The sequence below is a fragment of the Caldimonas brevitalea genome (assembly GCF_001017435.1).
Taxonomy (GTDB): Bacteria; Pseudomonadota; Gammaproteobacteria; order Burkholderiales; family Burkholderiaceae_C; genus Caldimonas; species Caldimonas brevitalea.
This window is the reverse complement of the sequence record NZ_CP011371.1, coordinates 4729104-4743691: the sequence shown is the minus strand read 5'-3', so window position 1 is coordinate 4743691 and position 14588 is coordinate 4729104. Positions and strand designations below refer to the sequence as shown.

The following is a 14588-nucleotide window of genomic DNA, read 5'->3' as shown; positions in this document are numbered from 1 at the left end:
AGATCGACCGGTCGTTGTCGGGGCTTACTTCAGCATGAACTCCTGCGTTTGCGGATTCAGGCCTCGTACCCGCACGCGCAAGGTTGCCGTGTAAGCCTCAAATGACTGGAAACCCAAGCCATCGGCCGGTACCTCGACACCGTGAGTGCCGTAGATGTTCATGGGGCCGATGTCAAAGCCGTGCCCATGCTCGTACCAGTACGCCGACCAGTTGTCGCCTCGAACGTCGTAGAACGCGATTTCCCTGGGCTTGCGTGGGTTGGTGAAGTCGATTACGTCGACGCCGCCGGTGTACCAAGCGTTGACCAGCAGATCACGCCCATACGACGGCACGGTGTTGCCCAGGTGCGCCGAGCAGTACTGTACCGGGTCATCAGCCTGGGGCTCGCGCTCGATGAAATAGTGGCTGAGCTTCTCGCCTGTGGCGGCCTTCAGGAAGAACATGCGGCCCGTGTCGCTCGCCACGCCCTTTATGGGTGTGGTTGTCGGGCAACCGGTGCCCAAGGATTCGTCGATGAAGATGACCGTCCTGCCGTCCCAGCTGAAAGTGGCCGAATGCCAGAAATCCACCGCCACATCTCCACCGCCAGCGCCGTCCGAATCGACGCTGTCGTGGTAGACCCACAACGGACGCACGGTGTCGGGCAGGCCGGAGATGGGATCGATGCGCCACATTTGCGCCTGTTCAGCACAGGCGCCAGCCACCAGGCCGAGTGGCATGAACACTGCGATGTCATGGCAGGCACGCAATGAATCCAAGCCCTCCAGCCCGTGCTCGGCTGGGTCGAACTTGTTGTCGGGGTCGCCCGGATAGTTGATCGGCAGCTCGGTGAGCTCGAACGCGGCGGCCGGAGCGGCGAGAGGAATCTCCACCACCTGGATCACCCCGTGCAGCGGGTCACGCTTGGCCTGCGGTCCGCGCACCGGGCCGCAGGTGGGGCCAGGGCGAAGCGGGTACGAGGAGTTGAGGACCAGCAAGCGGCCGCGCTCGGGCTGCGGAATCAGTGTGTGCGTGTGCGAACCGCAGTCCTGATAGACAGTGGCGAGGAGCACCGGGGCTGCCAAGTTGGAGATGTCGAAGATGCGCAAGCCCTCCCAGCCGCCTGGGTCGTCGTGGTTCAGGGTGGCGGCGGAGCCGCAGGCAGGGCCGGTGAGCGTGCGGTCCACGGACGCGATGAGCAAGTCGGCCTCGCCGTCGCCGTTGCGGTCGTACACCGACAGATCGTTCTGCGGTCCGTAACAGCGGAAATCGGTGATCAGCACCGGCTGCGACGGATTGGAGATGTCAAAGATCCTGAAGCCGTCGTAGTTGCCAACAAAGGCCTTGTTACCCCAGAACGCGGCGTCCGAGTTGATCGCTTGAGTGCCGTTCGGCGCACTGGCGAGCAGGCGCATCTTCCGTTGCAGCGCCTTATCTCTGTGACCAGGCTCTTCGAACGCGACAACCGGCGCTGCAAGCGCGAAAGCAGCGCAGGCGAGCAGAAGTCTTGCCCATGCATGAACGTTCGTCTTCTTCATCACTGTCTCCGGCGGGTTAAGAGGCGTGAGAAATCCTCCACCTTGTAAGACGGCATCGACTGGTTGGGGAATTTGAGCATCAAATAAGCGCAGTCTTTACGATTGGACGCATAAGCCCCCAGGGCAGTCGATGGCTGTGTGACTCCGGCAAGCGCTGGGCGAGGTGAAGTACACCCCCTCTGGCGACTGCGTTACGAGGAGCCCTCAATGCTCGGCTCAGCAGGGGCTGCAAGCGACCTTGCTCTACGTGCCGTTCAAAAGCCAACGTGCTTCAGCTTCTCGCCGAGTCACCAACCCGGGCAGCACCTTGCCGCCGCCGTAGACCCAGCGGCGCAACTCGCGCGCCGCAGCAAGCCAGTCGCGCTCATTGACACGGCGGCGTAGCGTTGAGGTCTGCAAGCGACCCGCTCCGAGGTTGAAGGTGAAGTCGACGATGGCCGCGAGCCGCCCCGGCGGCTCGGCTGCTAGCCCCGGGCAGTAGCGCAGCGTCGCCTCAAGCGCCTTGGCCAGGTCCTGCATCAGGTAGATCTCGGCCTCGGCCTCGGTGATGGGCGGGTGGTCGGGCCGGCAGAGATGACCAAACCCGATGGTGTAATACCCCGCCGGGCAGATGTACGGGTGGGCCCGGCGCAGAGGATCGTGCTTCGGAACGCGGTGGAAGCCCTCGAACCGCTTGGCCAGCTCGATGGCCTGCGGAGGCACCTCGATCACAAGTGCGCCCATCGCTTGCCCCGTTTGATCAAGCCGACCTGCGTCGGCGACACACCGAAGCGGCGCGCAAGCTGAGCATGAGAACCGGTCTCGCTGCGGATGCAACGCACTTGGTCGGCGGTAAGGCGAGCAGCTGGGTTGCGCTCACCTGGACGTCGAGCCACCCGCCCCTTGGCGACCATATCGGCCGCGTTGTCCCTGTACGTACCGACAAACAGATGAGCCGGGTTCACGCATCGCGGGTTATCGCACCGATGGCAAACACACCACCCCGGGGGAATCTCTCCGTTGTACAGTTCGTACGCAACGCGGTGCGCGCGCAGTTGCACGCCATCCTTGCGCTTCAGAAAGCCGTAGCCCTGGCGGCACGCAGCCCCGGTCCAGTTCCAGCACTGCGTCGGCGGGTCGATCCTGAACTTGGCCAGGAAGCGCAAATACAGGGGCGTTTCAGGTCTGCCAGTGCGCGCCATCACGCACCCCGCCACTTCTCTAAGGTCCTATTCAGGAACCAGTAGTTCAAGATGCCGGCCAGCAGCGTCTGGTCCGATTCAGTCCAGGCGGCGAAGAGAGCGGTGCCAAAGCCGGAACCCATCTGCACCGACCCGATGAAGGTGGCGGCCTTGACCCCGCAGTACATCGACACCAGCAGGTAAGTGATCACCGGCCGCACACTCGTTGACAACGCATCGACCCAGCGCACGCCCGACGGCTGGCCCTGGGCTGCAATCGCCTCTTTCAGCGCCTGCATCGCCCCGACGTTCCACGCGACGTCGGCCGCCGCCCCAATCTCGGCCATGCGCTGCGCGCCCCTGAGCCGCTCGAACTCCAGCGCCTTGTCCTGCATGGCCAGCTCGTGCGCGCGCTCGCCCGCCCGGTCCAGCCACTTCAGCAGTTCGGGCGCAAGCCGGAAGGCGCCGCCGAGCAAGCCGCCCAGCAGCGTCTCGATCACGGATTGCCTCCCCACGGGTTGAACTTGATGGAGGCGCCGATCAGCAGCGCGGCCAACAGGCCGGTGGTGAACACCTTGACCACGGTGCGCCACGCGGTGCGACGGGCATCGCGCCAGGCGTCCAGCAGGTCGCGCAGCTCGCGCAAATCGCGCGCCGCATCGCCCCGGTCATCGAAGCCGAGCAGCATCAGCACGCGCTCGGCGCCACGCTCGGCGGCACGGTCCAGCAGGTCGTCGAAGTCCTCCTTGTTCAACACCAGCATGTTGTCGACGAGGGCGGGCTTGTTCTCTTCAGTCATCGGTGGTCTTCAAATGAAAGAACCCGCCACTCGGGCGGGTTCGGGTTGGGGTGAGAGTGAAAAGGGTCAGAGCGCGATGCCAGGGCTCCAGCCGGCCGCCTTGTAGACGCTCAACTTGTTCTCGTCCTCAAGGAAGCAGAGCCAGCCGACCTTGGGCGCGTGGTACTCCCAGGTGCCTGCGATGCGCACCGCGACCTGTCCCGTCTTCCCGGCCCAGGCGCCGGTGGCGCCTGCCGGAACGATGTAGCGGTCGCCATCCACCGGCGTGGCCGGCGGCGCGGTGAGATCACGGTCCTTGACCGACAAGCCCACCACGGCGCCCAGCCGTTTGAGATCGGCGTCCATGCCGCCATTCCAGTTGTGTTCCCCCTGGGCCCAGCCATAGGTCAACCCGAGGTTGGGATCGATGCTCGCCATTCAAACGCCTCCGTAGTAGTTGCCGTAGTGCAGGCCGTAGCCGGCCCGCTCGAATTCGATGCTGTGCTTCTGCCAGGACACGTGGCCGTCCCTGACGGACTCGATCTCCACGCGCAGCTTCGCGTTGACTCGCCCGAGCCCCGAGTCGGCCAGCTCCTGCGCCAGCGGCCACGTCGCGCTGTTGCCCGCGAGCCCGGCCAGGGTGCGGCGCAGCGAACCGCCCTCGCCGAAAATGCGCACCGTGGTGGTCTGCCCCGCCTCCGGCGTCACCTCACCTTCGGTCTGCAGCACCAGGTAAGCCGTCTGCGTGCGGCGGTTGCGCGTGGCCCAGCTGACCGTGATCTCCCCCGCCACCGCCGCCGGGTAGGCCCGGCCGTTGACGCGGGGGTTGCCGGGGCAGTAGGGCCGGATGAAGCGCTTGGCGAGCGTCAGGCTCATCTCCGGCGCTTCGCCCAGCGGCAAGGTGCCGCGCGCTGTCTGCGTCAGCAGCCGGGCGCGCACCGTCTCGCCCTGCACGTACTCCGGCTGCAGGTAGTGGCGCGCCTCCTCGACGAACCACACCCGGCTGCCGGCGGGGTGGCCCACGGGCACCGTGTCGAGCAGGCCGCGCTCGAACACCGCGGCCGGGCCTCCGGCTGCCGCCCGGTCGAGCGAAGCGACCTTGAGCCACTCCCCGTTCACGAGGGCGAGCCCTCCCGCCTCGATATCCTCCAAACCGATGCCGTTCGCCAATGACACACGCACCTGGCTGGCTGATTGCGGCAGCGCTGCCGCAAGGATCACGGTCGGCGTGAAGCTACCCTGACCCTTGTCTTCCCAGCCACCGCCCAGGCGGGCCATGACCTTGAACCCGAAGGCGTCACCGCTGGGCCGGGCGCCGCAGGCCGCCACCAGCCCGTCCAGGTCGCCGATGTCCCCGAGCCGGCTGTCGGACTCGCCCGTGAGGTCCTGGACGATCCACCAGTACGGCACCTCGAACAGCACCTCTTGCGGGCAGGGCAAGGGTTCGCTGGTGGGCTCCTTCCAGCCGGACGAGGGCGGCGCCGAGTAGACCGATTGCGGCAATCCGAAGATGTCCTGCACGCAGTCGACCCGCACGGCGCCGCTCGCCAGCTCGCCATACGCGATGCGCACGATGCGCATCGGCAGCTGCGCGATACCGTAGGGCGGCCAGGACAGTTTCACCACGTCGCCGATCTGCAGCGCGGCGGCCTGCCGGTTGGCGATAAAAGTACACTTGGCGAGGCTCGCCGACAGCTGCTTTAGTTCCCGCATGGCGACCCGGGTGGCGAGCGCCCCGTGGCTGATGCCCGGGTACTGGAGCGAGGTGGCCACCACGCCGCCATTGAGGTGCACCGCCGCAATGTCCTGCACCGTGACCGAGGCATCCTTGTCGCTCGCCGCATCGCGGTAGACCACCGTCACCTGGTTGACGGTCTCACCCCAGGAGGGCCGGGTGAACTCATCGATGCGAAGGATGTTGGACGGGTCGAACACCGGCAGCCGCTCCAGCTGATAGTCGGCGCGGGCCAGCTGGAGCACGAAGAGGCCGGTGCGCGGGTGCACGTACAGCACGCCGTCGATGTGCTTGAGCACCGAAAGTGCAAAGCTCTCGATGGTTTCTTCCTGCGACCACAGCAGCGACAGCCCAAACCCCTCGGCGTGCAGCGTGTCGGCCGCCCTACGGAAGCTCACCTCGTCCATGTCGCCCGCCGGATACCCCATGCCCCAGTCGGCGTTGGTCAGGCACTCGCGGATGATGTGGGCCGGGTTGGCGTCGTCGCCGATGCGCGATCGCTCGGGATACCAACCGCGCGGCACCCGCCGGGCCCGTACCGACCAGGGCTTGATGTAGGGGTTCATCGCGGCAACCCAGGCACGGCGCAGCACCAGCGACACGCCCCCCCGGAAGGCTGGGATGTCCGGGCCGAGGTGCTCCTGCAGGTAGGTGTTGCGGCCTTGCCCCGGCTCGCCCATGAGGAGGTCCACCGTGCCCTCGACGCCGCCCTCGCGCTCCTCGCCCCCGAACAGGTCCCGCCGGTTGATCCCAATTGAGGTGGTGCTGGTCGCCTGCCCGGACCAGGCCACCCGCTCGCCGACCCGGATCTCGGTGATGGCGTCCACGGGCCCATGGCACAGCACCAGCTGCGCCCCGAGCCCGTACCAATGGCCGACCGTGACCTTCTTTTTGCTGCCGCCGCCGCTCATCGGTGGGGCTCCTCGGCCGCGGCCTGCTCCGCCTGCTCGGCGACCCTCAGCGCCAGGGCGTCGCCGCTGCTGCGGAGCCAGTCGGCGGGCACGCCCTGCTCGACGAACTCCACCCAGGTCCGCTCGCGCCCCTCGAACCAGCGGCGCATGCCCCGGGCGCAGTAGCCGAGCGCGCGTGCATGCTCCAGCCTTGCGATGACGTCGCTCACTTCTTGCCTCCGCCCTTCTTCTTGATGGGTTTGACCTGCACGTCGCCGTACCAGACGACGTTGGGGCCGGAGATCACCCGGGTGCCGAACAGCACCGGGATCGGCGCGTCCTGGGACGCGATGGGGACGTCCTTGTCCCCGATCTGGCCCGGCTGGGCCTCCTGGGTTCTCGGTTTTGGCGCGAGCAGCGCCGAGAGGACCGTCGTGACGATCCAGACGATGATCTGTGCCCACATGGGGTGCTGGCTTTAAACGATGGCGTCGCCCGAGAACGGGTTCTTCCAGGGGATGAACGGAAAACCGCCGAAGTTGTCGAGGTTGTTGAAGCGCTTGTGGCAGTGGCTCGTGGAGTGATCGCAACCGGCATAGAGCTGGACGGGGTCGCCGACCGCCAGGCCAAGCAGTGGTGCGGCGAGCGTCAGATCGATGCCGGCGTGCGCCACCACCATGCGAGCGCCGGCCGTCGACTGGAGGTAGCCGCCGACGAAGTAGCCGTTTTCGCGGCTGGCTGCCGTCGCGACCTGGACGCTGATGCCACTGACTGCGGCGACCGAACCGTCGACCCGGAAGCTGTCGCGCAGCGCGCCGCAGCCGGACGAGTACAGAACGTGCCGGCAGTTGATCTGGTAACGCGCCCGCAGCCCGAGCCGCTTGAGCGAGGAGCCGACCGGCTCACATTTCAGTGTTGCTTCCGCGCCCGCCAGGCGCGCCACCATCACGCGGCCCTTCCAGTACGTGACGAACTCGCTGGCCTCGGCGCCCGGCCCGGTGTGCCGGCGGTAGATCGTCAGGCTCACCACGCCCTCCGGCGGGGCGGCAATGAAGAGCGCCGCCAGCGGCAGGTCCCGCGGCACGCGCACCTCGATGCCGTTGCGCGACAGCTCGTTGCTCTGCTCGATCTGGCTGCGGGTGATCGGTGCCGGCTCGTAGGTCTCCGACTGGTAGCCAATGCTCTCTTGCACCGAGGTGTAGAGCCAGCGCTGGGTGCCTTGCGCGAAGCGGTACAGCTCCTGCGGCTGCCCGTGGTGCACCGACTGCTCTTGCGTCAGGTAGTTCATGAACTCAAGGTCCGGGTCGAGAGTTGAAGACGGGCGACCTGGTCGGTCTCCCAGAACAGCTCCACCGCGTCCTGGTCGAGGCGGGCCAGCTCGAGCCAGGAGATCTGCAGGAACTGCGCAGGCGCGACGGTCACGCCCAGCGGGGCGTCGAGCGAGATCAGCTCTTCATCCGCCGAGAGCTCGTCGGCGCCCGTGACGCGGCGATAGAACACCCCCGCGGTGGTGCGCAGCACCAGGTCACGGCGTTGCGGGTGTCCGGCCACGAAGTGGCTGTAGCCGACGTTGCGCACGGTGAGGCCGCTGTCGGCAGTGGCCACCGGGCGGGTGACCACCAGATCCGACTCGAAGGTCGGCAGCCACGCGGGGTTGGCCCGGCCGGCGCGCGCCGCGAGCCATGCACGAAAGCGGCTCACTTGCGAGCGATCCGGGAGCAGCCAGGCCAGCCGGCGGCCCATCTGCGCCGTCCCCGACTCGTCGTCGTAGCCCCGCACGCCGGTGCCGTGGTCCAGCACCGCCAGCTTGCGCTGCCAGTTGTCCTCCAGGTCCTCGCTGCGATCGGGCGGCCAGTCGAAGATGCGGTAGCCCTGGTAGGCCGGGCCCGGCTCCGACACCGCGGGTGCGGTCAGGTCCTCGACCGTGAACCGGCAGCGGCCCTCGGCAATGGTGTCCGTCGGGCGGCGGACGGCGGTCTGCCCATCGAGCCGAGCCAGCCGCGCCGGGAACACCTGGGTGCCGGCGGGCCAGCTGCGGCCGAGGGCGAGGTTCAGCGTCAGCGTGTTGCCGGCGACCGAGAGGACCTGCACGGCTTCGTTGTCCAGCACCGACCGCCACAGCACCGCCATGCCGCCGGGGTGGTAGTCGCTGTTGGCGGCGTCTTGCACCTGCAATGCCGTCGCTCCCGCCCGGACCTCTTCGGCCAGATAGGCGATGTCGGTCCACACCGGCAGGCAGTACGTCCGCCCGCCCCAGGCAAACAGCAGGTGGTCCAGCACCCGCGCGTCTTGCCCCTCCAGCAGGAAGCCGTACTCAAAACCCCGCCTCGGCATCTGGCGCAGCCGGATGCGCTGCTCGGTGCCGTCGTGCGCTTCCAGCACCTCGGTCAGCCACTCCAGCCGCTCCGTGATGCCTGCGGCCCAGTTCGGCCGGATGCCGAACACCACCACCCGCCGGCCCGTCACCGGCAGCACCGCCACCAGGCCACTGGCGAAGCGGAAGGTGTAGCGGGCGTCGATCAGGGGCGCGCCGCGGCTGCTGGCCGTGAAACGGTAGAGCCGGGTTTGCAGCGGACCGAAGTCCAGCGGCGGCTGCGGTGGCCCTGACAGCGTCAACCCGTCGGTTGCCGTCGCCTCGATCGCGTTGAGGGTGTGTGCTTCGAGGTAGGCGTTCCACACCTCCAACCGCCGCTCTACCGGGCTGATGACGTTGCCCAGGTCGATGCGCGCGGGGATGAGGTGGATGCGGTGGTACCAGTCGCCGACGAAGCTCGGGAGGTAGTCCCCCGAATGGGATATCCGCAGTTCCTCGACTGGCTGGGTGTCGGCCTTGGCGCCCGACGCCGGTGCGGCGCTGTCCCGCGCGTCGAAGGGATAGGTGACGCGCTCGAACTCCGAGATCTCGGGCGAGCGGCGGTAGTTGGTCGGCTCCTGGACGATCGAGCCGGGCAGGAGGCTGCCGGGCAACGTGGCCATCGTTTACCGCACCAAGCGCACCGCGTAGCCGTGCGCGCCGGACTTGCCGTTTTTGGAGTGCCCGGGAAAGGCCATCCACTCCTCCCGCCCGATGGCGAAGGGCTCGGCCGCGGTGTAGTGCTGGATGTTCATGTAGCGCAAGTGCGGGGTGTAGCCGAACGGAGAGAAGTAGCCGTCCGGCCGCTCGACGAAGACATAAAACGGCTGCATCGGCGCGACGCCGTTCAGCGTGTTGGGCGTGTGCGCCCACCAGTAGCGCGCCAGGCTCTCGCGGGTACCGCCCGTGCCGTCCTCCCAGGTCGACTTGGCCCGCTTGCCAGTGTGCGGATTGGTCCGGCAGACGGAGAACCAGCCGTCGAATCCGTCCACCTGGCCGCGCACGTAGTTGCCGCCGTAGTGCTTGTAGTCGTTGAACGGCAGACCGGGATGGCGGTCCTGCGCGTGGCCAAAGATGTAGTCGCCGCTGCTGCTGCCGCCGTAGATGTAGTTGTCCGAGGCGAAGGCGCCCGAGACGAAGGCGCCGCCGGGGTAGTTGCCGTACTTGGCGAGGTTGCCGAAAGCAAGGTGGTGGTAGACCCCGGGCGTGACCTCGGCCACCAGCAGGAGCAGAGCGGGTGCGTCGAGCGCGAACAGGTGGTAGGTGCTGCTCGCCCCGACCTCGTAGAGACCGCAGACCTCGATCTGGTTGCCGGTGTTGCGGATGGTGCCGGGCTGGTTGTTCCAGGGCTGGGCGGCCTCGAAGGCACTCGAGCCGGTCAGGAAGATCCCGTTCACGCTGCCATAGCCGGGACGCGCGGCTTCGTTCACGGCGCTGCGCAGGTGCACGAACTGGGTTCCGTTTTGCAGGGACAGCTGCTGGCCGGGGCCGGACGCCCCCCAGCGCAGTTCCGTCCAGCCGTTCGCCGTGGCAAAGACCCGCAGCGCGTCCAGCAGCTGGCTGGGCCCCGTGGCGGAGCCAGTCAAATAAGCCATCGATGTGTTTCCTTTGCTCAGGCGAGGCGGAGGGCCCAGTAGTCGCGTACCGAGGTGCGGTAGACGTTCTGCACCACCAGGTGGTCCACGCCGCCCACCTTGATCAGGTTCTCGGCGGCGTTGTTGAAGCCGCTGACGTGGTAGACGCCGTCGAGCTCGCCGAAGAGGTCGTGATCGCTGCCGGAGTTCCATTGCGTCAGCACCAAGGGCGTCAGCACGTAGGTGCCGTCCGGTGCCTCGCGCAGGTTGCCGAGGTAGCTGTAGATGGTCGGCCAGACGATGCGCGCGTTGTCATAGCGGTACTCGCCCGACGAATAGGCCACGTTCTGGAACGGCAGCCAGGCGCCCGAGGGCCCGCGCAGCATCGCGGCCGTGTTGCCGTTGTTTTGCCCATCGTCGCCCGGATCCACAAAGTGCCGGTGGTTCGGGCCCGTGGTGCTGTAGTTGCGACCCCGCTGCCCGGTCATCGAGCCGCCGATGAACAGCGGGTAGGGGTACTGGCCCGGCGTGGCGTAGGGCAGGATCAGCCCGAGGTAGGCCGCCTCGTAGAGGGTGGAAACCTTGGTCACCACCACGGCGCGCCGGCCGCTCGCCACAAACCAGTAGGGCATCGCGGCATTCCACAGGCTCATCATCGGCAGCCAGCCGGTCAGGGCGCCCGGCTGGTCCGTGAAACCGTTGGCCGGGTTGAAACCGATGCTGCCGATCAGGTCCCACATGTAGTAGCCCGAGGTCGGGTTGGAGTAGGACCGGATGCCGCAGTAGATCTCCTCCGCACCGGCCAGGCCAGGGGCCCGGAGCAGCAGCTGCTGGCCGGCGTCGGTGCTGATCCAGCGCAGCTCGGTCCATTGCTGGTTCGCGGCGACGAGGGCCGGGTTTTTGGTCAGGAAGGCACGGAAGCGCTCCAGCAGGTCGCGGTAGTCGGTGGCGGTGCCGGTTTCGAATGCCATCGGTGAAGCTCTCCTTAGGCCAGCACCTGCCGGATGGCGCCGGCATTGCGCTGCAAGATGTTGAGGATGGTTTTCTCGCCCGCGGACGAGTTGAGGTAGTCGCCAGCCATCGCCGGATCGATGACGTTGACGATGCGCACGCCCTGGCCTTGCGGGGCGGGCTGTGGCGGCTGCACGTCGGGCACCAGGCCGCCTGCGGCGAAGGCGAGCGCCGGGCCGTGGACCTGCGGGCCTCGGGAGATGCCGTTGAGGGAGTGCAGGAACGCGACTCCGACCCGGCGGACAGCAGCGGCGTTCACCACGAACTCGCCGGCCGACAGCCGCGCCGGGATCGAGTCGCTGGTCGAGGTGCCAGGGCCGGTCACATAGCCGCCCCGGGCGAAGCCCTGGAATAGCGAAGAGACAAGACCTCCGAACCCTCCACCGCCTCCAGCCCCTGAAAACAGGTTGCCGAACAGCGCCTCCGCGAGCTTCTGCGACGCGATGCGGTTGATGGTGTTCAGGACGGAGCGGCCGAATTCGCTGAACGCGTCCTTGGCCGACTTCGCGCCGCTGCCGATATCCTGGAACAACTGCCCGAAACCGTTCTGCACGGCTCCGTTGATGGACAGGGCCACGGCGTCGACCGGCAGCTTGACCTGGGCGATCTCGTTCTTCCAGCCTTGCACGCGCGCGACGGCCTCGGGGCCGATGGCGGCGGCGGTGGCCTCCAGCTTGGGCAGCAGGGCATCCAGCGCGACGCCCGTTTCCCGGTGCAGGGCGAGGATCTGCTGCTGTGCCTGCGACTCGGTGATTCGCCCGGCCTGGCGCTGCAGGTCGATGGACTGCTCCAGCGCCCGCATCCGGGACAACGTGCCATCGAACTCGCGCTCGTAGACGGCGAGGTCGGCGGTTGCCGCCTGCACGTCGACGAGCCGGCCCACCGTGGCCACGCCCTCGGAGTCGCCTTCGGCGCGCAGCCGCTCGATCAGCGGCCGGTACTGCTGCTCTATCGCCGCACGCCGGTCCTGCCCGGTGGCTACGCCGGTCATGTCGAACAGCTCCTGCCGCACCCGGGCCAGCTCCTCGCGCAGCTCGCGTTCGGCCTGCGCCGCCTTGCGGGCGTTCGCCACTGCGACGTCGGCCCGCCTGTTGTTCAGCACCGCCAGGTCGGCCTCGATCTTGGCGATCTCGGCCCGCGCCTTCAGGCGCTCGTCCGGCTTGTCATCAGGCTTGTCGCCCGGTTTGTCACCGGGCTTGTTGCTGGGCCTGGCGAGGCGCTGCTGCTCGGCCAGCAGTTGTCGGGTGCGTGCGATCTCCGCGTCGATCTCCTGCTGCTCCAGCCGGGCCTTGCCCTCGTGGTAGGCACGGATGGAGATCGTGCGGTCTTCCAGCGCGCGGTCGAGGGCGACCTGGGCGCGCTCCAGCCCGTCCTTGAGCAGCTGGAACTCGGCGTCGGCCTGGGCCTTGAGCAGTGCCTGCCGGGACGAGGCGCCGGCCTGCGTCGCCGGAGCGGCTCCGGGTTTCGGAGGCTGCGCATAGGTCTCTTTCTTCTTGGCGTCCGGTTGGATACGGGCCGCAATCGCTTGCGCCGCCTCGCCGAGGTAGTCCCGGCCCAGGGCCTCACGGACCGTGCCGGCCAGCTCGTCGCCGAAGCCCCGCATCTGCTGCAGGTTGCTGGAGAACTGCGCCTTCAGCGCACTCATCGAGAAGTCGCCCGAGAAGGCGGCCGAGACATCCCGGCCGAGGGCTTCGGCCATGGCGCCCACGTTCGAGAACGCCGTGCGGAACCGCTCCACCAGGAAGCCGGCGGTTTTGCCCGCGACCTGGCCGAGCGCGTTGAACGACCCGATCACGCCGTTGACCATGCGCCGCAGCACACTGCCGACCGCACCCGCGCCGGCCGACACGGCATCGCGCAGTCGGGCCCAGGTGCTGTCGTTGATTTGCACCAGTTCGGCGAGCACCTGCCAAACCGCCCGGACCTTCTCGGCCACCAGCTCCCAGGTGGCGACGACGATCTGCCGGATGGACGCCGTCCTGCCGCCAAACTCGACCACCGCATCGCGCGCCGAGTAGAGCGCTGTCCCAAGCAGTCCGATGACGGTCACGACAATGCCCACCGGCCCGCCGAGCAGGGCCAAGGCGCCACGCAACAGTCCGGCAGCCCGCCCGAGCAGGGTGGTCGAGGCCACCGCCTGGGTGACGGCGGCCGTCGCAGCGGTGGCCTGCTTGCGGGCCTGCACGGCGTCGGCGGCCAGGGCCACGGCCGTGGAGCCTTGCGCCCGAGCTTGTGCCAACGCAGCCGTCGCCACGCGCATCCGCATGATTGCCTCGGCCTCCAGCCCCCGCAGCTGAACCAGCCGCATCGCGGCTTCCGCACGGGCTGCCGCGGCGCTGGCCACCAGCCCGCTGATCATGCGGCCAAAGGCAGCCATCAGCGCCACACCGACCAGGTTGATCAAGGTCTCGATGTGCTGGGCGATCAGCTGGATCGCCTGGGCGAGTCCAGCGGACACCCCGCTGCCCGAGTCCCAGCGGCCGAAGGCCCGCACGAAGGCATTGCGCAGCCGGGTCAGGGCGCCGGACACGGTGTCCGGCAGACTGCCATACTCCTCAGCGAGTCGATCGCGCTGCTTCAGAAGCGCGTCAATCATGGCGGCCGACGTGATCTTGCCTTGCTCGACCAGCCCGCGCAGTGCACCTCGCGGTACGCCCAGGCCATCTGCGAGGGCCCTGGCCAACCGGGGCGTCTGTTCGATGATCGAGTTGAACTCCTCGGCGCGCAACACCCCCCCGTCCACGGCCTGGCCGAACTGCAGCAGGGCGCCCGCAGCCCCTTCGGCGGACCCCCCGGACAGCGCGATGGCCTGGCCGACCGCATCGGTCGTGGCCAGTGCCTCGGACTGCGAGCGGCCCAGCGCCTGCATCGCCGGAGCCAGCTTGCCGTAGAGCGACACCGTCTCGGCCCAGGGGGCGCGGTTGCGCTGGGCCATCTCGAAGAGCTCACCCTCGGCGCGGTTGAACTCCTCCTGGGAGGTCACCGCCAACTTGAGGCGGGCCTGCAGCTCCTTGTACTGATCGGCGGCGGCGGCCAGCTCGCGCACGCCGAGACCGACCCCGATGGCCACGCCGATGCGGCCGAGGGCAGCGCCGAGTTCGCCGGCTTCGGCCCGCAGCCGGGCCAGGCCGGACTGGAGCGGCTGCAGCGCTCGTGCGGACTGGGCAGCAGCCCGGCCGATCTCCGCAGTGGCGGACACGACCTCGCCTTGCGAGCGGGCCGCCGTGCGCGCGGCCGGCGTCAGGCGGGCATACATCGCCACGGTTTCGGCCAACGCCGCCTGGTTGCGCCGCGCGATGTCGAGGCGCTCGGCCTCGGCCCGATTGAAGGTCTCCTGGGAGGCGGCTGCCAGCTGCAGCCGGCCCTGCAGCGCGTCGTACTGCGAGGCGGCGGCCTGTAGCTCACGCACCCCGGCGCCGGTGCCAATGGCGGCACCCACACCGCGCAGGGAGATGCCGACCAGTCCGGCTTGCTCCCGCAGCTGCGTGAGACTGGCCTGGATGGTTTGAAACGCCCGCCGCGTGTCGTCGACGGCGGTGATGAGGATCTGAGCCCGATTGAGCGCCATG

At 68.2% G+C, this 14588-nt stretch carries 14 protein-coding genes; all 14 read right to left on the bottom strand.

Going from position 1 to position 14588, the window contains the following annotated elements; translation table 11 throughout:
* Positions 1-24: 24 nt before the first annotated feature.
* Positions 25-1518, bottom strand: coding sequence for an LVIVD repeat-containing protein (locus tag AAW51_RS19985; protein WP_083438443.1), 1494 nt, complete (start codon positions 1516-1518; stop codon positions 25-27).
* Between the two features lie 243 nt (positions 1519-1761).
* On the bottom strand, positions 1762-2241 hold the full coding sequence (locus AAW51_RS19980) for a lysozyme (protein WP_047196011.1): 480 nt from the start codon (positions 2239-2241) through the stop codon (positions 1762-1764).
* Complete coding sequence (locus tag AAW51_RS31395; protein ID WP_417903626.1) at positions 2226-2699, bottom strand: HNH endonuclease signature motif containing protein; 474 nt, start codon at positions 2697-2699, stop codon at positions 2226-2228. Before AAW51_RS31395 ends, AAW51_RS19980 begins: the two co-directional genes overlap by 16 nt.
* Entirely contained in the window at positions 2699-3178 is a 480-nt protein-coding gene (locus tag AAW51_RS19970; RefSeq protein ID WP_047196010.1) for a hypothetical protein, read from the bottom strand. Before AAW51_RS19970 ends, AAW51_RS31395 begins: the two co-directional genes overlap by 1 nt.
* Entirely contained in the window at positions 3175-3477 is a 303-nt protein-coding gene (locus tag AAW51_RS19965) for a DUF6127 family protein (protein ID WP_047196009.1), read from the bottom strand. The genes AAW51_RS19970 and AAW51_RS19965 overlap by 4 nt, the downstream gene beginning before the upstream one ends.
* Positions 3478-3543: 66 nt before the next feature.
* Positions 3544-3894: a DUF2793 domain-containing protein gene (locus AAW51_RS19960; RefSeq protein WP_047196008.1), complete on the bottom strand. Its 351-nt coding sequence runs from the start codon at positions 3892-3894 to the stop codon at positions 3544-3546.
* Positions 3895-6102, bottom strand: coding sequence for a phage tail protein (locus AAW51_RS19955; RefSeq protein ID WP_047196007.1), 2208 nt, complete (start codon positions 6100-6102; stop codon positions 3895-3897).
* Complete coding sequence (locus tag AAW51_RS19950) at positions 6099-6311, bottom strand: hypothetical protein (protein ID WP_047196006.1); 213 nt, start codon at positions 6309-6311, stop codon at positions 6099-6101. The genes AAW51_RS19955 and AAW51_RS19950 overlap by 4 nt, the downstream gene beginning before the upstream one ends.
* Positions 6308-6547, bottom strand: coding sequence for a hypothetical protein (locus tag AAW51_RS19945; protein ID WP_047196005.1), 240 nt, complete (start codon positions 6545-6547; stop codon positions 6308-6310). The genes AAW51_RS19950 and AAW51_RS19945 overlap by 4 nt, the downstream gene beginning before the upstream one ends.
* A gap of 12 nt (positions 6548-6559) precedes the next feature.
* Positions 6560-7369 (bottom strand): phage BR0599 family protein, encoded by an 810-nt coding sequence (locus AAW51_RS19940; RefSeq protein WP_047196004.1) that lies wholly within the window; start codon positions 7367-7369, stop codon positions 6560-6562.
* On the bottom strand, positions 7366-9057 hold the full coding sequence (locus AAW51_RS19935) for a hypothetical protein (RefSeq protein ID WP_053013784.1): 1692 nt from the start codon (positions 9055-9057) through the stop codon (positions 7366-7368). The genes AAW51_RS19940 and AAW51_RS19935 overlap by 4 nt, the downstream gene beginning before the upstream one ends.
* A gap of 3 nt (positions 9058-9060) precedes the next feature.
* Entirely contained in the window at positions 9061-10029 is a 969-nt protein-coding gene (locus AAW51_RS19930) for a hypothetical protein (RefSeq protein ID WP_047196003.1), read from the bottom strand.
* A gap of 17 nt (positions 10030-10046) precedes the next feature.
* A complete protein-coding gene (locus tag AAW51_RS19925) occupies positions 10047-10979 on the bottom strand; it encodes a hypothetical protein (protein WP_047196002.1) in 933 nt (310 codons plus the stop codon).
* Positions 10980-10993: 14 nt separating this feature from the next.
* Complete coding sequence (locus AAW51_RS19920; protein ID WP_238947646.1) at positions 10994-14587, bottom strand: tape measure protein; 3594 nt, start codon at positions 14585-14587, stop codon at positions 10994-10996.
* Position 14588 lies beyond the last annotated feature (1 nt).